Genomic DNA, 19930 nt, shown 5'->3' on the forward strand with positions numbered 1-19930 from the left:
CGGCCGCGCCCGCCCCCCCCCCCGGCTTTTCACGCATCTGCCGGTCGTAGACGGCATTAACGGGACAGGCGGAACGAACGGGCATTATTCCCGTACCGCTCGCGAGTTTGCATGGACATTCAATTTTTTATAGAGCTCTTTTTCGGCGGTCTGACCAGAGGCAGCATTTACGCGCTGATTGCCCTTGGCTACACGCTGGTTTATGGCATCATCGGGCTCATCAATTTTGCCCATGGCGAAGTGTATATGCTGGGCTCGTTCACAGCCCTGCTGATAGCTGGCGCGCTTGGCGTCTATGGCTTTCCGGCTGGCGGCATCCTTATTGTTGCAGCGCTGGCGGCCATTGTCTGGTGTTCGGCCTATGGCTACACGCTGGAAAAAGTCGCCTACAAGCCGTTACGCGGTGCGCCCCGCCTGTCGCCGCTCATTTCTGCCATCGGTATGTCCATCTTTTTGCAAAACTATGTGCTGCTCGCGCAGACATCTGACTTCGTGCCTTTCCCCAACCTGCTGCCCGAAATGAATTTTCTTGAGCACATCGACTATGTCATGGGTGCCAGCGATTTTCTGATTCTGCTGGTCAGCACCATTGCCATGGTTTCGCTCTCGCTCTTTATTCGCTACACCCGTATGGGCAAGGCCATGCGCGCCACCGCACAGAACCGCAAGATGGCCCTGTTGCTGGGCATCAATGCCGACCGCATCATTTCGCTCACGTTCATCATCGGTTCCGCCTTGGCGGCCCTTGGCGGCGTACTCATCGCCTCGCACATGGGGCAGGTCAACTTCGGTATCGGCTTTCTGGCTGGGCTCAAGGCCTTTACTGCCGCAGTACTCGGCGGCATTGGCTCCATCCCCGGTGCCATGGTGGGCGGCCTCGTGCTCGGCCTGGCCGAAAGTTTCACCACTGGCTACTTCTCTGGCAACTATGAAGACATGCTGGCCTTCGGCATTCTTATTCTCATTCTCATTTTCAGGCCCGACGGCATTTTGGGCAAAGCCACAGTGCAAAAGGTGTAGCCATGCAGCGCATTATCAAAGCCGCCATCGCCGCCCTGTGGTTCATGCTGCTCACCCTTCCGGTGCTGGGCATCAAGCTGAACGTCGCGGCAAAGAGCGTAATCTGGCGTTTTGACCGCCTGCTCGCCCTTGGCGCGGGCATATTTGTTCTCGCCCTTATCTGGGACTGGTGCTTTAGCCGCAAGGCCTCGGGAAACAAGATCATCAACCTGCCAGAATGGTTCAATCTGGGCGAAATGGTTGAAGCCTTCCGCAACCGCGCCGGCCTCAGGCTGGGCGGCCTTGTGGTGCTGGCCGTAGTGCTGGTGGCCATGCCGCTGGTCAGTTCCTTCTACCAGACCAACATCATGATCTCGGCCCTGCTGTATGTGATGCTGGCGCTGGGCCTGAACATCGTTGTGGGTCTTGCGGGCCAGCTGGTGCTTGGTTATGTGGCCTTTTACGCCATTGGTGCCTACACGTACGGTCTGCTGAACCAGTATTTCGGCCTTGGCTTCTGGACCTGCCTGCCCATTGGCGGTTTTCTTACCGTGCTGTTTGGGCTTGGCCTGGGCTTTCCCGTGCTGCGCCTGCGCGGCGACTATCTTGCCATTGTGACCCTTGGATTTGGCGAAATTGTGCGCCTCACGCTGCAGAACTGGAACAGTGTTACCGGTGGCCCCCGCGGCGTGAGTGATATCCCCCGCCCCGGCTTTTTCGGCATGAGCATGGATATTACCGCCTCCACCACCTACATTTACTATCTGGTGCTGGCGGCTGTGGTTGTGACCATTGTTGTCATCACGCGGCTCAAGAATTCGCGTGTGGGTCTTGCCTTGCAAGCCCTGCGTGAAGACGAGATTGCCTGCGAGGCCATGGGCGTGGACATCACGCGTGTAAAGCTTTCGGCCTTTGCCCTTGGTTCGTGCTGGGCTGGCTTTGCCGGTGTAATTTTTGCCGCCAAAACCACCTACATCAACCCCTCGAGCTTTACCTTCATGGAATCGGCCATGATCCTTTCCATGGTGGTGCTGGGTGGCATGGGCTCCATTGCTGGCGTGGTGATTGCCGCGCTGATTCTCATTCTTGCCCCGGAATACCTGCGGGCATTCTCTGACTATCGTATGCTGCTTTTCGGAGCCATCATGGTGATTATGATGCTCTTCCGGCCACAGGGCCTCATCAGCGGTGAGCGCAGGCGCTACCGCATCAGCAACCTGCACGGTGCTGAAGGGGGCCGCTAATGAAACCGGTGCTGGAAGTTAAAGATCTTTCGCAGGATTTTGGCGGCCTGCGGGCGCTAAACGAACTTTCGCTTACTGTTAACAGTGGCGAGATCGTGGCCCTCATCGGCCCCAACGGCGCAGGCAAGACCACGTTCTTCAACTGCGTGACGGGCATCTACACCCCCACCGAAGGGCAGATGTACCTGCACAGCGCTGACGGCGACAAGCAGTTGCTCAACGGCAAGAAGCCCCATCTCATCACAGCCATGGGTATGGCCCGCACGTTCCAGAACATTCGCCTGTTCAGCGAAATGACCGTGCTTGAAAACGTGATGATTGGCCGCCATTGCCGCACAAATGCGGGCATCTTTGGCGCCATTGTTCGTGACGGGCGTACCCGCCGCGAAGAACAGGACTGCATTGACCGCAGCTATGAACTTCTTGAGCTGGTGAAGCTTCAGGATTTCTGGAATGAAACGGCCAACAACCTGCCCTACGGTGCGCAACGACGCCTTGAAATCGCTCGCGCCATGGCCACGGAACCGCGCATGCTGCTGCTGGACGAACCGGCAGCGGGCATGAACCCCCAGGAAACCAACGAGCTCAAAGAGCTTGTGTGCTCCATACGCGACAACCAGAAGCTTTCCATCCTGCTCATCGAGCACGACATGGGCATGGTCATGTCGCTTTCTGACCGCATCTACGTGATGGAATACGGTTCCTGCATCGCCACCGGCACACCTGCCGAAATCCGCACCAACCCCCGCGTTATCAAGGCATATCTGGGAGAAAGCGATGCTTGAGCTGCGTAATGTAGACACCTATTACGGCAATATTCAGGCTCTGCGCGATATTTCGCTCAAGATTGAAGAAGGCGAAATCGTCACCCTGATCGGGGCCAACGGCGCAGGCAAGTCCACCACGCTCATGACCATCTGCGGCATCAATCGCCCCAGAAACGGCGAGATTCTGTGGTACGGCAAGCCCATCCACCAGCTGCCCTCACACGAAATAGTGACCCTGGGCATTTCGCAGGTGCCTGAAGGCCGCCTGATTTTCCCCGACCTGAGCGTGAGTGAAAACCTCGACCTCGGCGCGTTTTTGAGGCGCGACCCCGCAGGGGTAAAGGACGATCTGGACTACGTGTTCAGCCTCTTCCCCATTCTCTCCGAACGCCGCAAGCAGGCTGGCGGTACACTTTCTGGCGGTGAACAGCAGATGCTCGCCATCAGCCGCGCACTCATGGGCCGGCCCAAGCTGCTGCTGCTGGACGAGCCATCTCTTGGTCTTGCGCCCATCATCATCCAGCAGATATTTTCCATCATCCAGAAAGTCAACGAAAACGGTACTACGGTATTCCTGGTAGAGCAAAACGCCAACCAGGCTCTGCGTATCGCCAACCACGGCTACGTTATGGAAAATGGCCGCATAGTCATGCGCGACACTGCCGCAAACCTGCTCTCCAGCGAAGAAGTACGCACGGCCTATCTGGGCATGTAGCTTCCTCTACAGCTGTCTGAATTATTCACGGCGCTTTTTCGGGCTGTTGCACTTTGCGGCATGCCCCGAAAAAGCGCCGCTTTCATTAAAAAAACCGCCGCCCGAGTATTCCAGGCAGCGGCTTTTTGCGTTTTATGACTAAAGGCAGCGATGGGCCAAGGTCTAGACCTCGCTGATGATCGGCACGACCACCGGGTCGCGCTCGAGCACACGGCGGAAAAAGCGCCGTAAAGACGAGCGTATGCCTTCCTGCATGCGTCCGAGCTGACCGGGCCGCGCTGCCTCAATTTCGTCCAGCACGAGGCACTTGGCGTCTTCCAGCAGGTGGCTGTAGTGCTGTTCAAACACAAAGCCCTTAGAGATCATTTCCGGCCCGTGCAGCACGCTGCCGGTTTCGGAATCTACCACCAGCACCACAATGACCATGCCTTCATCGCCGAGGATACGCCGTTCCTTGAGCACCGCATAGCCCACGTCACCCACACCCTTGCCGTCCACCAGCGTACACTCTACCGGCACGCGGGGCTCAAGCCTGAAGGAATCCTCAAGCAGGGTCAGGGGCTGACCGTCCTCAAGCAGAATCACGTTGTCCTGCTTTACGCCACATTCCACAGCAAGCCGACCGTGCTTTACAAGGTGCTGGTATTCGCCGTGCACAGGTACAAACAGGTTGGGGCGCACAGCTTCAAGCATGTCGCGCAGTTCTTCGCGCTGGGCATGGCCTGAGGCATGGATGGCGTGCACGCTTTCGTACAGCACCTCTGCGCCGATGCGATACATCTCGTTGATAAGCTTGGAAATGGCCTTGGCATTGCCAGGAATCATGCGCGAACTCATGACCACGGTGTCGCCCTTGCGGATCTCCAGCTGCCTATGGCCGCCGAGTACCATGCGCGAAAGAGCGGACAGAGGTTCGCCCTGCGCTCCGGTCACCACCAGCACCAGCTGGTTGTCCGGTAATTCGGGCACGCCGTTGTGGGCATTGAAAAATGACGGCGGCAACTTGGCAATTCCCAGATCGCGCGCCATTTCGATGTTGTTGGCCAGTGATTTGCCACTGATAACCACCGTGCGCCCGTGCTCGCGCGCGAGGTCAAAAACTTCCTGAATGCGCTGGATGTGGCTGGAAAAAAGCGTAATGACAATGCGCCCTTCCGCCTTGGCAAATATCTTGTCCAACGAATCCTTAACTTCACGCTCTGTCAGCGAGCGGCCATCGCGCACCACATTGGTGGAGTCTGAGAGCAGCAGACGCGCGCCTTCCGGCCCGGCAAAATTGCGAAACAGGTTCAGGTCTGTGCCGGTGGCATCAAGGGGATGCGGGTCGATCTTGAAATCACCGCTGTGCACCACGCGGCCCACAGGCGTTTCTACGCCCAGGCCGAAACCTTCGGGAATGGAATGGCAGACGGGGAAAAAGCGGAAGGTCAGATCGCCCAGCGGCAGCACGGTATTGATATCAACGGGGCAAAGTTCGACCCAGTCGAGGATCTCGCGCTCACGCAGCTTGTGCTCCACAAGGGCAAGGGTAAAACGCGAACCATAAATGCGCGTTCCCTTGATTTCAGGCACAATCCAGGGCAGCGCGCCAATGTGGTCTTCGTGCCCGTGGGTCAGCACGATACCGAGCAGCTTGTCCTTGATGGCGCTGACAGCACCAAAATGGGGGATAACAACGTCCACGCCCAGGTGGGCATCGTCAGGAAACATGAGGCCACAATCGACCATGACCACGCCGCCTGCGGTTTCCCACAGCTGGCAGTTGAGGCCGATTTCTCCTAACCCGCCGAGAGGGGTTATGTTCAGGTAAGGTTCATTCATTCGTTATCGCTTTTGGGGCGGCTCGGCAAAGGCAGTGCCCGTGCTCAACGCCGCATGAGATCAGGGTGAAATTCGCCCATGGCTACATAAATCTGCGCCAGAGCTGTCAGATAGTCGGCCTTGGCTCCTGTTAATGTCGCCTGGGCAGTGGTGAGCTTGGACGAAGCGTCCAGCACGTCAAAGTTGGTGCCCACCTGTTCCTGATAACGGGCCAGGGCCACGTTGTAGGCTTCGGTAGACTGCTCCACGCCCTTTTCCGCCACGGTTATCCGCTTTGCGGCTTCCTGCACTGCCAATAGCTTCGACTTGATGTCATAGCCAACGCTAAGCTTCAGATCTTCTTCGGCGTAGCGCATCTTGGTAACCAGCCAGCCAGCCTCTTTGTCGGCATAGTAGGTGGTTCCCCACTGAAAAGCATCCCAGGTTGCACGCGCGCCCACTTCCCACACAGCGCTGCGCGAACCACGGTCGCCACGGTTTTGCAGATCAAGCGAATTGCCGTTCTGCGTAATGTTGTAATAAGCCTCAACCTGCGGATAGTACGCGCTCTGCACCTGCTGCTGCGATTTGCCCGCAATTTCAACCGAACGGGCCGCCATGTACAGGTCGGGCCGCTGCCGGTAGGCTGCCTCGAGGCACTGCTCGAGCGAGCGGGTAAAGGGAACGTGGGTAAGCGCCCCCTTGAATTTGATCCTGGCTGTTGCAGGCAGGCCCAGCAGGGTATTCAGCTTTGCAAGGCTGGTGTCGCGGCTGTTCTCTACCTGAATAAGAGTATTTTCTGCCTGCCGCACATCAACCTCGGCCTGAAGAACATCAAGCCGGGGGCGCAGACCAACATTGAAAAAAGCTGTTGTGATGCGCAGCTGGTCCTGCAGGCGGGCCAGGGCATCGCGCTGGCTGCGCACGCTTTCTTCGTACCGCAGGTAGTTCAGAAACTGGGTCTGAACATTTTCGGTCATGGCCAGCTCAGCGTTACGCACGCTGGCCTTGTCGCTATCGGCCTGCAGGGCAGCCTTCTGGTATGTTGCCAGCAGCTGGAACCCCTGAAACACCGGTTGCGAAATTTCCACGGCCCAGGTGTACGTGCCATTCTGAGCTGGCCGGGTACTGCTGGGGGTGACAGGGTCAGTCTTTCTTTCCTGCTTTGAAACGGAATAGGTCGTTCCAAGCTTGGGGCCAAAGGCACCACGCGCTGATTTGCGCGCTTCTTCAGACGACTGGCCCTGCGCCTCTTGCGAACCAAGACTTGGATTATGCCGCAAGGCCCTATCCACAGCTTCTGGCATGGTTACATCGCCAGCAGGCAGGGGATTATCCTTGGCCGACGCGAGCTTCCTGCCGCTAAAAACGGGCACGGCTGCGCTGCCAGAGGCGTTGACGGACGAAGAAGAGGATGCGGCGAGGGCATCACTGTAGCCCACAGGGCCTGCAAGCGCGCCTACCACAAGAAAAACCAGGCTCAGTTCGGGAATGCGCTTCATATATTTGCTGCGAAAAAAATTCCGCTACCCTTTAAAAATTATTTTACGCAGATTTCATACACCGCAGTGTGCGGCATTGGCAACAGATACCAACAGATGATGTTCTATCGCAACTTGCGTAATCTGTCATTCAGTAAAAAACAGTTGCACCCCAAACAGGCACTGCAAAAAATATCCACGCATTTATTTACCGCTGAATACAAGTAAGGACCATGCAACTGTCCCCACTTCCCGGCGTGATCCCCCAATTATTCCGCGCCACACCTGTGGTTGGAGTGGAAAAAAACAGTTTTTTTTAATCAGTCCTTCTGTTGCAAAATGCACTATCCGCCCATGCAGTAAATGTCATTTTTTCAGGTTTTGTGCGGGCAGCGCGAGGATTCTAAAAAATTTCTTGAAAGTTTACCTCAACCGTAGCATGCTGCGCAGCAGAGTCCTTGCGGGATTCCGCAGCTCCGCCGTGACGGTTGGCGCGTCTTCGCGTCTGCCGTGCTGGCATTTTTTGCGGCGCACTGAAAACGACCACAGTTGTTGCGCAGATATGGAGAACCTCATGGAATTCAGTTTTTTTTCAATGATCGCCCAGGCAAGCCTGGTGGCCAAGGCGGTGCTGGCGTTTCTGGTCATGATGTCCATCGGGAGCTGGGGGCTGATGATCCAGAAATTCATCGGTCTGAGCGCTGCCAACAAAAAGGCACTCAGCGGCACAGAACGGTTCGAAAAAGCGGCCAATCTGCGCGAAGCCGTGCAGTCGCTGGGTTCTGACCCAACTTCGCCGCTCTACTACATTGCCCATCAGGGCGTGCTTGAATTCAACCGTTCCAAGGAACTGGGCAACAGCAGTGATGTGGTGGTCGACAACGTTCGCCGCGCGCTGCGCCAGGGCGTGGGCACGGAACTGGCCCGCCTGCAAAGCTCGCTTTCGGTGCTTGCCACCTGCGCCAACACGGCCCCCTTTATCGGTCTGTTTGGTACGGTCTGGGGCATCATGAGCTCCTTCCACTCCATCGGCATGCTCAAGTCGGCCTCTCTGGCCACCGTTGCCCCCGGTATTTCCGAAGCCCTCGTGGCCACGGCCATCGGCCTTGCAGTGGCCGTGCCCGCCACTATTGGCTTCAACATCTTTATGGGCAAGCTTTCGCAGGTTGATACACTGCTGGTAAACTTTGCCGGCGTGTTCCTCAACCGCGTACAGCGCGAGATCAACGCCCACCGTCCCGTGCAGCGCACGGGCGCAACGGAGATGTAGCATGGGCGCTAGCGTTGGCGGCGGCGGCAAATTTGTTTCGGAAATCAACGTAACGCCCTTCGTGGACGTCATGCTGGTGCTGCTGATCATCTTCATGGTCGCAACCCCCATGATGAGCCAGGGGCTTGAAGTGGATCTGCCACAGACAAAGCAGGTGGAAGTGCTCTCTACAGAGGCCGACCACATGGTGTTGACCGTGCGCAATGACGGCAAGATGTTTCTTGATGAATACCCCGTAGATAACATGGAAGACCTTGAGGGCTACTTGCAGCGCCTGGTTAAGGAAAAGAACAAGACGCTCTTCCTTCAGGCCGACAAATCTGTTCCTTACGGCACGGTGGTTGAAGTCATGGGTCACATCAAGGCCGTAGGCATTGAAAAACTTGGCGTTATCGCCGAACAGCCCGACGATGCCGCGTCCAAGGGCGGCAAGCCCGCCCGCCCCCGAAAGTAGGATTGCTCTATGCGCCTGGCCTCATACGTTCTTTCATTCTGCCTGCACGCAGCCATATTCTTGCTGATATGGTTCTGGCCCAGTCGCCCGCCCATCAAGCTGGACACGCCCCCGGTCATGATCAGCCTGGTGGAAGGCGCTACAGGCGGTAACCGCACGCCCTCGCCCATTCTTGGGCATATGGGGCAGCCCAGCGATGGCCCTCTGGCGCCTACGCCTCCCGCTCCCAAGGCGGAAGTCGCCGCCCCAGAGCGCGCTGAAGTCAAAGAGCCCAAGCCTGTTCCGCCGCAGCCCAAGCAGGACGCGGCCGCAGAGGTGAAAAAACCGGAGCCAAAGCCGGAACCCAAACCTCAGCCCAAGCCGGAACCCAAGGAAGAAGCCAAACCCATCGCGCAGAAAAAAGAAGAAAAACCCAAACCCAAGGAAGAACACCCCAAGGAACCGCCCAAAGAGACGACCAAGGACCAGAAAAAGCCTGAACCGCCCAAGGCTGATGCCAAGAAAGACGCCAAGGAATCCAAGGACGCCAAGTCCAACACTGATCCTGTGGCTGCGGCATTACAGCAGGCGCGCAAGGCTACCTCGCGCGCAGAATCGGGCGACCGAGGCAACGCTGTGGAACAGGCCCTGGCCCAGGCCCAGCGTCGTGCCGGCGGTAACCGTGGCGGTGGCGGCGGCGAAGGTACAGGCCCCGGCGGCGGTGGCCTTGGCGATGTGTACATGGGGCAGGTCATGCTGGCCGTGCGCCCCAACTGGGGTTTTGCCTCGGCTGGCCGCGTAAATCTGCGCTGCATCATCAACGTCAAGGTAGACGCGCAGGGAAAGGTGTTGCAAACTGCAGTAACCCACAGTTCGGGAAATTCGCAGTTTGACGCCTCGGCCGTGAACGCGATTATCCGTACCAGCCAGAGCGGGCAGTTCCCGCCTCCGCCTTCGGCTGATTACGGCGACCTTGATCTTGTGTTTACACTGGACGAACTGATGGGCCGCTAGGCCCACGGATAAACAGGCGCAAGGGCAGGGCCAGCGCCACCAGCCGCCCGTATTACGGGGTTGGGTTGCCACCCGGCAGCAGGCTGATTCTACGCATCCCTGCCCGGCAAACAGGTTATCAAATTGGGGCCGCATGCGCCCCGACAGACACGCGCATCGGTAACGCGCGCACTCAAGGAGGATACATGCCTTCCCAACCGCGCACCAACCTTTACAAGGCCTGCATTCAGCCATGCCGCGGCGCCGTGGCGCTCTACCGCGCCACGGTTGCCGGGGCATTTGCAGCTTCTGCGGCCAGTGCCGACCAAAGCACCTACGCCGGAAACATGCTGGACAAGATTATCGAGATATGGGCTCCGCCCCCGGCTCTCAAAAGCGACTTCCGGGTCAGGCTCAAGGTCAGCATCAACAGCCGTGGACAGGTTGAAGACTGCAAGCCCGTCAAATCCTCGGGTCTCGAAGCCTTCGACAATTCCGTTTGCGGCGCAGTGCGCCAGATAGGTTCGTTTGGCACGCCGCCCTATGGCGCGCCCACCGACATACACATGACCTTCTGGAACGGCACGCCCAAGGGCAAACCCAGGGTGGAAACGCTTAGCAACGAAGAAGCCATGCGGGCAGAGGTCAAGGCCAGAAGCAAGGCCGAGGCGGCCATGGGCGACACCCGGGCAGAAGCCGCGGAGGACCGCGCCCGAGAACGGGCCGAAGCTATTGCCAAATCTGGCGGCAAGGACATGCCCGAAGTGCGCCCTGCCCCTGTTGCCCCCCGACCTGTGCAAAAAGCAGATGACAACAGCAAAAAAACTGCTACCAATAATCAGCGCCGCACGGCAGGCCTGAGCAACGAAAATGGCCCTGCCACACAGATTATGGGCTCAACCGGCCAACCCGGGGAAGTCAAAAGCCCAACACCCAAGCAGGCACCTCAGGCTGCAAGCCAGAGCCGCAAACCGACAGACAACCTGCCCACTTACGGAGATCCCGCCCTTGGCGGACACGGCGAGGCTGGAGAGGCAGGCGTAACGCAACAGGCCGCAACCAAGGCGGAGGCTGCAAAAACCGAGGCAACCCAGGAGCAGGCCAGTCGCCTTGTGACTCCAGCCTCTGGCGATCAGTCGGCCGACCGCGCAAAATACCGTAAAGACGTGGCGCGGCAGCTGCGAGACAACGTGCTGATTCCCGCGGAGACAGAGCCTGGCGAATACCAGACCAAGCTGCGACTTACGATTTCTCCTCAGGGAGAAATAACTGATTTCAAGGTAATTACGCCCACGGGCGACAAGCTTCTTGACAAATATGTACAGCGGGGCATACGCCGTGCAGGCAGCTTGCCCCCTCCGCCCGCCGAAGTGGGGGGAACGCTGGACATCACCCTTACACTGGTGCGCCGCTGAGGCGCGCTGCTTGAACGAGGAATACTGACGCCATGAAAAAACAGCTTCTTCTCCTGACCCTGGGGTTCTGGCTGGCTCTCGGAAGCGGGGCGCAGGCCGCCATGCGCGTGGACATTTACGGTCCGGGGCAAAACATTGTTAACCTTGCTCTGGCGGCCCCGCTCAAAGGCCCCCAGGCCGAGGCAAGCGGCATGGGCGCTGACCTGCAAAAGATTGTGCAGCAAAACCTGAGCTTTTTGCCCTTCATGCGCCTTACTGATCCCAGAGCAGTACTGGGCGGCGTTGTGCTGGCCGGTTACGAACCGCCGTCCCTCGACTTCAAGCGTTTCCAGCTTGCCGGGTCGGACATTGTGGTGACCACCTACTGGCCTGAAGGCGACAGCGGTACGCGCCCCGTGCAGATTCGCGCTTTTGAAACCAACACCGGTGGCCGCCTGTTTGGCAAGGAATACCCCAAGGTTACTTCTGGCGACCTGCCTGAAGTGGCCGACAGATTCTGTGCCGACCTGCTCGAAGCACTTACCGGTAACGGTTCTTTCTTCCGCTCTACCCTTGCCTTTGTCAAAAAGACCGGCAAGATGAGCGCCAACGTGTGGCTGGTGAAGCCCACGGGCCGCGACCTGCGCCAGATCACCAACATTCCCGGTGAATCCATGTCGCCCGCATGGTCGCCTGACGGCCGCTTTGTGGTTTTTACCCACATTGACGAAAAGTCGCACGCTCTTGGCGTGTGGGACCGTTCCAGCGGCAAGGTGCAGCGTATCCGCTTCCCCGGCAACGTGGTCATCGGGCCTGCCTTTATGCCTGACAACAAGGTTGCCGTGGCCCTGTCCAACGGCAAGTACCCTGTTATCTTTCAGCTGAACCATGTTTTCCAGAAAGAACGTGTGCTCGAACAGGGCGATTCTATTAATGTTTCGCCAACATTTGACAGCACGGGCACCAAGATGGCATTTACCTCTTCACGTATGGGCGGACCGCAGATTTTCCTCAAGGATCTGAGCAGCGGTTCCGTTACGCGCGTGAGCAAAAACGGCACTTACAACACCGAGGCCAACCTGTCTCCTGACGGAACCCTGGTGGTGTACAGCCGCATGACCGATTACGGTCATCGCATTTTTGTTCAGGATATGCTTACCGGTATGGAACGCCAGATCACTTTCGGCCCGGGCAGCGATGAACAGCCCGCTTTCTGTGCCGACAGTTATTTCATAGCGTTCTCCTCGACGCGCAGTGGCCATGGTATCTACCTGACCACTCGTCATGGCGGTGACGCCAAGCAGGTTCCTACAGGCGGGGGTTCTGTTTACTTCCCGCGCTGGGGTATGCCCGGTCAGCAGAAATAGCTGAAAATAACAGATTGGCATCTTGACCGCGTTTTTACTCGGTTTTCCCGCCCCTACGGGAAGTCATGGGTAAAAAATATTTTACGAAAGTGCGTCGAAACCCCCTTCCACGCCTTGACAAAAATTGCGGGCCAGATACCATCTGTTATGCGAGGACGAAACGGCCTCGCGTGTGCAGAAAGGAAAGGTATCAATTTTTTTGGAGAATGAGCTGTTCAGGAGGACACACAATGAAACGCTATGCTCTTATTCTCGCTCTGGTTATGGCCCTGGCCGCCGGCTTTGGCTGCGCTAAGAAAACCACCAGCGAACCCGGCTATGACGATGGCCTGACCCCCGAAATGCGTGCGGCCATCCAGCAGATCACTGACGCCCGCGTCTACTTCGCTTTCGACAAATTCGACATCAAGCCCGAATACAAAGAAATGCTGAAGACCAAGGCCGATCTGCTGAAGAAGTACTCCTCTATCCGCGTGCGCATCGAAGGCAACTGCGACGAACGCGGCACCCAGGAATACAACCTCGCCCTCGGCGAACGCCGCGCCCGCGCTTCCTACGAATACCTGGTTACGCTTGGCGTGAACCCCAGCCAGCTGGAAATGATCAGCTACGGCAAGGAAAACCCCGCTGTGCAGGGTAACAACGAAGCCTCGTGGTCCAAGAACCGCCGCGACGACTTCCGCGTGGTTGCCCACTAGTCTTAACTAGACCAGTGTTTAAAGAGCCGCCCTTATTGGGCGGCTCTTTTTTTTGCCCTGTTGCGTCTCAGGCTTAACGCAACAAGATCAAACTATTGCGCTATCATTTATTGCCAGCAGTGTCCGCACGCGCTGCACTGGCAGGAGCGCACGGCATCTTTGCCTGAATCTTGAGAGGCAAGTAAACAATTATGCACTGCATGGGGCACCATTTACTTACTATTTTATACGAAATAAAAGCCTAAATTTATGGCGCAAAGTGGCACGGACTACAACCCCAGAACCTTGCGGGCCTGCGCATCACAGGATACAGTGCAGCCAACAGAGGTTACTTGCATGAAAATAGCCATTCTTGACGGCGCCGTGCTCAACCCCGGCGATGTGGACTGGAGCCCAATCACATCACTTGGTGATGTGTCCATCTATGATGCCACCCCCACCGAAGCGGTGGCGGAGCGCACCAAGGGTGCCGATGTGGTGCTTGTCAACAAAACGGCCCTTACAGGCGCCAATCTGGAACAGCTGGACAGAAGCGTTCGCATGGTTGGCGTGTTGGCCACGGGCTACAACATAGTTGATACCGATGCGCTTGCCGCCCGTGGTATTCCCGTTTGCAATGTGGTTGCCTACGGCGTGAGCGATGTGGCCCAGCATGCCATGGCCTTGTTGCTCGAACTGTGCCGCCACACCACCTTGCACTCTGAAAGCGTAAAAAATGGTGACTGGCTCAAATGCAAGAGCTGGTGCTACTGGAAAATTCCGCCTCTGTGCCTGGAAGGCCTGACCATGGGCCTCATTGGCTTTGGTTCCATCGGCCGCCGCATGGGCGAGCTGGCCCACGCCTTTGGCATGAGCGTGCTGGCACACTGCCGCACCCCCAAGGATCCGCCTTCTTACGGCCCCTTTGCCTTTGCCACGCTTGAGCACCTGCTTTGCGCTTCTGACGTTGTATCGCTGCACTGCCCGCTCACCAAGGAAACTCGCCACATCATCAATGCCAAAACGCTTTCTTCCATGCGCAAGGGAGCCATACTGCTCAATACATCGCGCGGACCGCTGGTGGATGAAACTGCTGCGGCCGAAGCGCTAAAATCCGGCCATCTGGGCGGCCTCGGCACAGACGTTCTTTCGCAGGAGCCCCCACAGGACGACAATCCCCTGTTCACCACGCCCAACACCATCATTACACCCCACATTGCCTGGGCCACCACGCGCGCCCGGCAGAACATCATTGACCTCATGGCAGAAAATATCCGCCGCTGGCAGGCAGGCACACCGGTCAATGTGGTGAATGGAGTCAAGTAAGCTTCAGTCATGTACATCGACATACACACCCACGCCTTTCATCCCAAAATCGCGCACAAGGCAGTGGATCACCTGAATAGTTTTTATAGCCTCACCTGCTCTGGCGATGGCACCATTGCCAATCTGCTGGAACGGGAGAAGGAAGCCAGGCTGGAAAAATGCGTGGTTCTGTGCGCGGCCACCGCCCCGGCTCAGGTTATACCGGCCAACAGCTATGCCATCAGCCTGCAAAGGGAGCATCCTGACCAGGTCATTGCATTTGGCACTGTGCACCCGGGCTATGAAAACTGGGAAGGTGAACTGGCACGCCTTAAAGCTGCCGGCATTCGCGGCATAAAGCTGCACCCGGATTTTCAAAGCTTCTGGCTTGATGATCCCCGTCTTTTGCCCATATTTGAAGCAGCGCAAAATGACTTTGTTTTTGAAATCCACATTGGCGACAGGACTACGCCAGATAAAAACCCCTCCTGCCCCTACAAGCTGGCCAGCATATTGCGCCAGTTTCCCGGCATCAGGGTTATTGCCGCGCACTTTGGCGGCTACCGCATGTGGAACCACGCGCTTGAGGTTTTTGCTGGCAACCATTTTGAAAACCTGTGGTTCGACACCTCGAGCACAACGCCCTTTGCCACGCCAGAGTTGGCCCACAAGCTACTGAATGCGTTTCCGCGGGAACGCATCCTTTTTGGTACAGACTGGCCCCTCTACGACCCGGTTGAGGAGCTTGCAAGGCTGCAGGCGCTGGGCGGGCTGAGCGACAGCGAAATGGAAGTTATCATGAGCAATGCCTCTGCCCTGCTGGCCCTCAACAACGAACAGGGGAAAAGCCAGCACGACCATTGACAGTTTACCCTCTTTGCGGGTAAGTCATTTGCCAAGCCGGACGGCGGCAACACTGCCAACCCCGTCAGGTCCGAAAGGAAGCAGCGGCAACAGACGTTGCCGGGTGTCCGGCCCACAAAAAACCGCAACGGTGAACCGTTGCGGTTTTTTGCGTTTGCGAGCAGCAAAGCTGCCAGACAGGCATGTGCAAACATGGCTGCGGGCTCGTATCTTTCAGCCCGCAGAAAGATACCTGGCGGCAGGCGATGCTGCCAGCCGCCACGATCTCATGCAATTTCAGGCTGCTTCCAGCCGACTTCGGCTACTCCGCCGTATCGCCTGTCTGACTTTTTTCGAATTACAGGGCAGATCGGCTAACTCTGCTGCGCCCCATCCTGCTCGGTCTTGTCTTCCACCATCACATCCACCTGATAAATGCCACGCATTTCGTCCAGGTGGGCACGCATGGCCTTTTCCGCCAGATCGGGGTCGCGCTTTTTCAGGGCTTCGTACACGCCAACGTGGGCGCGGTATGAGCGCTCACTCTGTTTGCGCACCTGCAAAGAGGCATAGAGGGGCGTAATCAGCCAGCCAGCAAAGCCCTCTGCCAGCAGCCCAAGAAAATTGTTGCCCATGCACTCCACAAGATAGCGGTGAAAATCAATATCTGCCTCGGCAAAAGCGCGGATTTCCGTGGCATCGAGCAAACGGCGCTGGTTTTGCAACAGTTCTTCAATGTGGGCCAGCTGTTCGTCGGTGGCCTCAAGGGCCATACGCCGCACAACAGCGGTTTCAAAAAATAGCCGCAGGTCGTGCAGCTGCCGCCAGCCCTCCGCCGAGCTGGAATATATTTCAAGCGTGGCGCGCATTTCGCGCAGCAGAGGCTTGAGGGTCAGCCTGCACACGCGGGCGCGCATGCCGGGTGAAACTTCTATCAGGCCCATACGCGCGAGCCCAGAGAGAGCCTCGCGCACAGCAGGGCGGCCCACGCCAAACTCGTCCATCAGCTCACGTTCAGACGGCAGCTTTTGCCCTACCTGATAAACGCCGTTCTGGATATCATCCAGCAGGCAGCTGAGCACTTCTGTATGTACGCGCGGCCGCTGGATGCTGCGCCTTCTTGCGGCTTGTACCTCGGCATCAGTGTTTTTTGCATTTTCGGTATTCATGGCGAAACTCGCTTCTCCTTGCGCTCTGCGGACATCCCGCATCATTTAATAAATATAAGAGTTTATGCAGTTTCAGGCAATAATCCCACAAAAACGTTTACATAACTTTCATAAGATATTTCCTTACCCCGCAAATTTCTGTATACCCATAAAAGGCCACACGCGTGGAGCGTTCAGCATTTGGGCTGAAAACGGGGCTGCCCGTACCAGATGCACCGATTCATTACGTTAGTGTCTACTTCCAACTGAGGCTGCCCAGCGCCGCACCCATGCGCAATTTTTTTACTGCTTCGGCAGAGACAAACAGACCAAGGAGCAAGTGATGTCACGGATCAAGAACCTGCGGGAAGAAGCCCTTGCGATGCACAAGGAATACCAGGGCAAGATTGAGGTTCGGGTCAAAGCCCCTGTGCGCGATAACGACGACCTCACCCTGGCGTATTCTCCCGGCGTTGCCGAACCTTGCATGGAAATCCACAAAGATCCCGCAATGCTTGATGTCTATACCAATCACTCCAACTTTGTCTGCGTTGTATCAAACGGTACAGCCGTGCTGGGACTTGGCAGCATCGGCGCTGGCGCCGCCATGCCCGTTATGGAAGGCAAATCACTGCTTTTCAAAACCTTTGGCGATGTGGATGCCTTCCCCATCTGCGTGGACACCAAGGACACCGGCAAGATCGTTGAGCTTGTGGAACTCATGGCTCCGACCTTTGGCGGCGTGAATCTTGAAGACATCAAGGCTCCTGAATGCTTTGTCATTGAAGACACCCTGAAAAAGAACGGCGTCTTCAAGGGCCCCATCTTCCACGATGACCAGCACGGCACTGCAGTTGTTACCCTGGCCGGCCTGATCAACGCGCTGAAAATTGTTGGCAAGAAACTCGATGAAATCACCGTGGTCACCAGCGGTGCGGGCGCTGCGGGCATCGCCATCATCAAGCTGCTCATGGCTGTGGGCCTCAAAAACGTTATCATGTGCGATTCCAAGGGCGCCATCTGGGAAGGCCGCCCCGAAGGCATGAATCCCTACAAGGACGAAATCGCCAAGCACACCAATCCCAACAAGGTCAAAGGCGGTCTGGCCGAAGCCATCAAGGGCGCTGATGTTTTCATTGGCGTTTCCGCGCCCAATTCCCTCAACGAAGACATGATCCGCAGCATGGCCAAGGACCCCATCGTCTTTGCCCAGGCCAACCCCATTCCCGAAATCTGGCCCCTGCAGCGCGCCTTTGACGGCGGCGCCAAGGTGGTGGCCACGGGCCGCTCTGACTGCCCCAACCAGATCAACAACGTGCTTGCCTTCCCCGGTATCTTCCGCGGCGCCATCGACGTACGCGCCACCGACATTAACGATGCCATGAAGATTGCCGCTGCCAAGGCTCTGGCTGAACTCGTAAAACCCGAAGAACTCAGCCCCAGCATGATCATTCCCTCTACCCTGAACCCCGATGTGGCCCCGCTGGTGGCGGCGGCTACTGCCAAGGCGGCCATGGAAAGCGGCATTGCCCGCGTGCACATGGATCCCAATCAGGTGGCGGAAAACCTCAGAAAGCGTCTGGCCAAGCGCCAGGGCTAAGCTTTGTTGCCCAGGCTGTGGCAAACCTTTTGGTTGGCCGATAGCCGACATTCAGGGCCGTGCGAAGCGCGGCCCTTTTTTTGCGCCTGTGGGCCCGCACGGGCCGAGTCAGACACGCCTGATCTGCCAGTACGCTTTTACCCGGAAAATGCTGGCATCAATCAGCCAACATACCGGAATCACGCCCTGTTTGATTGCTCGTTCTGTCGATAGTATAACATTTTAAGAAGTGATACCACGCAAAATATTTGTGGGCAATCAGTTGCTCAAGCCAGCGGAACCTGCAGCCATTCAAGTTGCTGACTGTTTAATCAAACTATAATAAAATATAGTTTCTGTAAATACCGCTGACGCAATTTTGCAACTTGTTTTGGTGGGTTACGGGAGCCTCCTGTTTCCTATTAATTTGGTATTTCATTGTTTTTTATTATTGCTGCATGAAAAAATGTTACAAAAAAAAGACGCCCAAGACCGAAGCCGGGGCGTCTACTGCAACATATTGCGGAAGCTTAATGCCCCGTTATGCCGTATTTTTTGAGCTTGTACTGCAACAGGCTTTTTGAAATTCCAAGATACTCTGCGGCCTTAACCTGCACCAGCTCTGCCCGTACAAGGGCACGCCGTATAAGCGCCGCCTCAATTTTCTCAAGCGTATCGGCCAGATCAAGCTGCACTGGCAAAAGATCGACGGCGCTTTTGAACTGTGATTCTTCATCACGAATTTCTGCGGGCAGGTTGTCCACATCAATGATGGTGCCAGGCACCAGCACAAGGCAGCTTTCCACCACATTTTCCAGCTGGCGGATGTTGCCCGGCCACTCGTAACCCGTAAGGTAGTTGAGCGCTTCCGTGCTGAATGTTTTGGGCGGCATGGAGTTGTCGTTGCAAACCTTTTCCACAAAGTGGGCCACCAGTGGCGGAATGTCTTCGCGCCGTTCCCGCAGGGGGGGCAGGGGGATCTGCACCACGTTGAGGCGGTAGTAGAGGTCGTCGCGAAAAGCACCCTTCTCTACCAGCGAGGCGAGATCCTTGTTGGTGGCAGCCACAACGCGAATATCCACCTCAATTTCCTCACCACCGCCCACACGTTCAAAACGCCTTTCCTGCAACACGCGCAGCAGCTTTACCTGCAGATCTGGCGTGAGCTCGGCAATTTCATCCAGAAACAGCGTGCCCCCGTCGGCCTGCTCAAAGCGGCCCCGCCGCATGGCCACAGCGCCGGTAAACGAACCCTTTTCGTGACCGAAAAGTTCGCTCTCGAGCACTCCGGGGTTCAGCGCCATGCAGTTTACAGAAACAAAGGGCTTGTCCTTGCGGGGGCTTGTGTAATGGATGGCGCGGGCCACCAGCTCCTTACCCGTACCGGACTCACCGGTAATCAGCACTGTGGAGCGGCTTGGCGCGGCGCGCTCAACCATCACCAGCACATCGCGTATGGCTTTGCTGCGCCCCACAATCTTGTGCACGCCGTAGCGGTCTTCCATAACCTCCTGCAACAGTCGATACTGCCTGTGGGCACGTGAGAGCTCAACGGCATTGTGTATCGAAAGCAGAAGCTCGTCGTTGGAAAAAGGCTTTGTGATGTAGTCAAAGGCCCCGTATCTCATGACTTCCACCGCGCTCTCGATGGAGCCAAAGGCAGTCATGATAAGCACGGGTATGTACGGCCAGTTCTTTTTGACCCGCTCAAGCACCTCGCGACCAGTGACCTTGGGCATTTTCATGTCGGTCACAACCACGTCCACTTCGCTTTCGTCCAGAAATGCCAGCGCTGTTTCAGGGTCACTGATGGCCGTAACGGCATAGCCCTCGTCTTCAAGCAGGGTTTGCAATACCAGCAGGTAGTTTTTTTCGTCGTCGATAATCAGAAGATGCGCTTTTTCACTCATTATGT

The 19930-nt window shown here is 56.9% G+C and carries 17 protein-coding genes and 1 other RNA gene; 14 read left to right on the forward strand and 4 right to left on the reverse strand.

Annotation, left to right across the window (positions count from 1 at the left end; translation table 11 throughout):
• Positions 1-111: 111 nt before the first annotated feature.
• Genes F8N36_RS01875 through F8N36_RS01890 form a run of 4 tightly spaced genes read left to right on the forward strand, consistent with a single transcriptional unit; the run spans position 112 to position 3725 of the window.
• A complete protein-coding gene (locus F8N36_RS01875; protein WP_291331052.1) occupies positions 112-1020 on the forward strand; it encodes a branched-chain amino acid ABC transporter permease LivH in 909 nt (302 codons plus the stop codon).
• A 2-nt stretch (positions 1021-1022) separates the two neighbouring features.
• A complete protein-coding gene (gene livM / locus F8N36_RS01880; RefSeq protein ID WP_291331053.1) occupies positions 1023-2243 on the forward strand; it encodes a high-affinity branched-chain amino acid ABC transporter permease LivM in 1221 nt (406 codons plus the stop codon).
• Positions 2243-3028 (forward strand): ABC transporter ATP-binding protein, encoded by a 786-nt coding sequence (locus F8N36_RS01885; RefSeq protein ID WP_291331054.1) that lies wholly within the window; start codon positions 2243-2245, stop codon positions 3026-3028. Before livM ends, F8N36_RS01885 begins: the two co-directional genes overlap by 1 nt.
• Positions 3021-3725: an ABC transporter ATP-binding protein gene (locus F8N36_RS01890; RefSeq protein WP_291331055.1), complete on the forward strand. Its 705-nt coding sequence runs from the start codon at positions 3021-3023 to the stop codon at positions 3723-3725. The genes F8N36_RS01885 and F8N36_RS01890 overlap by 8 nt, the downstream gene beginning before the upstream one ends.
• A gap of 162 nt (positions 3726-3887) precedes the next feature.
• Here the strand turns inward: F8N36_RS01890 and F8N36_RS01895 are convergent, their stop codons facing one another.
• Together F8N36_RS01895 and F8N36_RS01900 are read right to left on the reverse strand one after the other, a co-directional pair.
• On the reverse strand, positions 3888-5546 hold the full coding sequence (locus F8N36_RS01895) for a ribonuclease J (protein ID WP_291331056.1): 1659 nt from the start codon (positions 5544-5546) through the stop codon (positions 3888-3890).
• Between the two features lie 44 nt (positions 5547-5590).
• A complete protein-coding gene (locus F8N36_RS01900; protein WP_291331057.1) occupies positions 5591-7027 on the reverse strand; it encodes a TolC family protein in 1437 nt (478 codons plus the stop codon).
• 553 nt (positions 7028-7580) lie between these two features.
• On the opposite strand from F8N36_RS01900, the gene tolQ reads away from it, so the two are divergent.
• From tolQ to ffs, 9 genes are all read left to right on the forward strand, one after another.
• Positions 7581-8276 (forward strand): protein TolQ, encoded by a 696-nt coding sequence (gene tolQ / locus F8N36_RS01905; protein ID WP_291331058.1) that lies wholly within the window; start codon positions 7581-7583, stop codon positions 8274-8276.
• Between the two features lies 1 nt (position 8277).
• Positions 8278-8730, forward strand: a complete 453-nt coding sequence (gene tolR / locus F8N36_RS01910) for a protein TolR (protein WP_291331059.1) — start codon at positions 8278-8280, stop codon at positions 8728-8730.
• A gap of 9 nt (positions 8731-8739) precedes the next feature.
• Positions 8740-9723: a cell envelope integrity protein TolA gene (tolA, locus tag F8N36_RS01915; protein ID WP_291331060.1), complete on the forward strand. Its 984-nt coding sequence runs from the start codon at positions 8740-8742 to the stop codon at positions 9721-9723.
• Between the two features lie 185 nt (positions 9724-9908).
• Positions 9909-11117, forward strand: coding sequence for a TonB family protein (locus F8N36_RS01920; RefSeq protein WP_291331061.1), 1209 nt, complete (start codon positions 9909-9911; stop codon positions 11115-11117).
• Positions 11118-11149: 32 nt separating this feature from the next.
• Positions 11150-12463, forward strand: coding sequence for a translocation protein TolB (locus F8N36_RS01925; RefSeq protein ID WP_291331062.1), 1314 nt, complete (start codon positions 11150-11152; stop codon positions 12461-12463).
• Positions 12464-12693: 230 nt separating this feature from the next.
• Positions 12694-13161 (forward strand): peptidoglycan-associated lipoprotein Pal, encoded by a 468-nt coding sequence (gene pal / locus F8N36_RS01930; RefSeq protein WP_291331063.1) that lies wholly within the window; start codon positions 12694-12696, stop codon positions 13159-13161.
• Positions 13162-13497: 336 nt separating this feature from the next.
• Entirely contained in the window at positions 13498-14466 is a 969-nt protein-coding gene (locus F8N36_RS01935) for a D-2-hydroxyacid dehydrogenase (protein WP_291331064.1), read from the forward strand.
• Between the two features lie 9 nt (positions 14467-14475).
• On the forward strand, positions 14476-15309 hold the full coding sequence (locus F8N36_RS01940; protein WP_291331065.1) for an amidohydrolase family protein: 834 nt from the start codon (positions 14476-14478) through the stop codon (positions 15307-15309).
• A gap of 32 nt (positions 15310-15341) precedes the next feature.
• An RNA gene (ffs, locus tag F8N36_RS01945) (signal recognition particle sRNA small type) lies at positions 15342-15427 on the forward strand.
• A gap of 235 nt (positions 15428-15662) precedes the next feature.
• Here ffs and F8N36_RS01950 read toward each other — a convergent pair.
• Complete coding sequence (locus tag F8N36_RS01950) at positions 15663-16457, reverse strand: FCD domain-containing protein (RefSeq protein WP_291331066.1); 795 nt, start codon at positions 16455-16457, stop codon at positions 15663-15665.
• Between the two features lie 331 nt (positions 16458-16788).
• Between F8N36_RS01950 and F8N36_RS01955 the strand changes: the two genes are divergently transcribed.
• A complete protein-coding gene (locus F8N36_RS01955) occupies positions 16789-18036 on the forward strand; it encodes a malic enzyme-like NAD(P)-binding protein (protein WP_366247026.1) in 1248 nt (415 codons plus the stop codon).
• A 509-nt stretch (positions 18037-18545) separates the two neighbouring features.
• Here the strand turns inward: F8N36_RS01955 and F8N36_RS01960 are convergent.
• Positions 18546-19925 carry a sigma-54 dependent transcriptional regulator gene (locus F8N36_RS01960; RefSeq protein ID WP_291331068.1) on the reverse strand — a complete coding sequence of 460 codons (1380 nt, stop codon included), beginning with the start codon at positions 19923-19925 and terminating at the stop codon, positions 18546-18548.
• Between the last annotated feature and the right edge of the window lie 5 nt (positions 19926-19930).

The organism is Desulfovibrio sp. (assembly GCF_009712225.1).
Lineage (GTDB): Bacteria > Desulfobacterota > Desulfovibrionia > Desulfovibrionales > Desulfovibrionaceae > Desulfovibrio.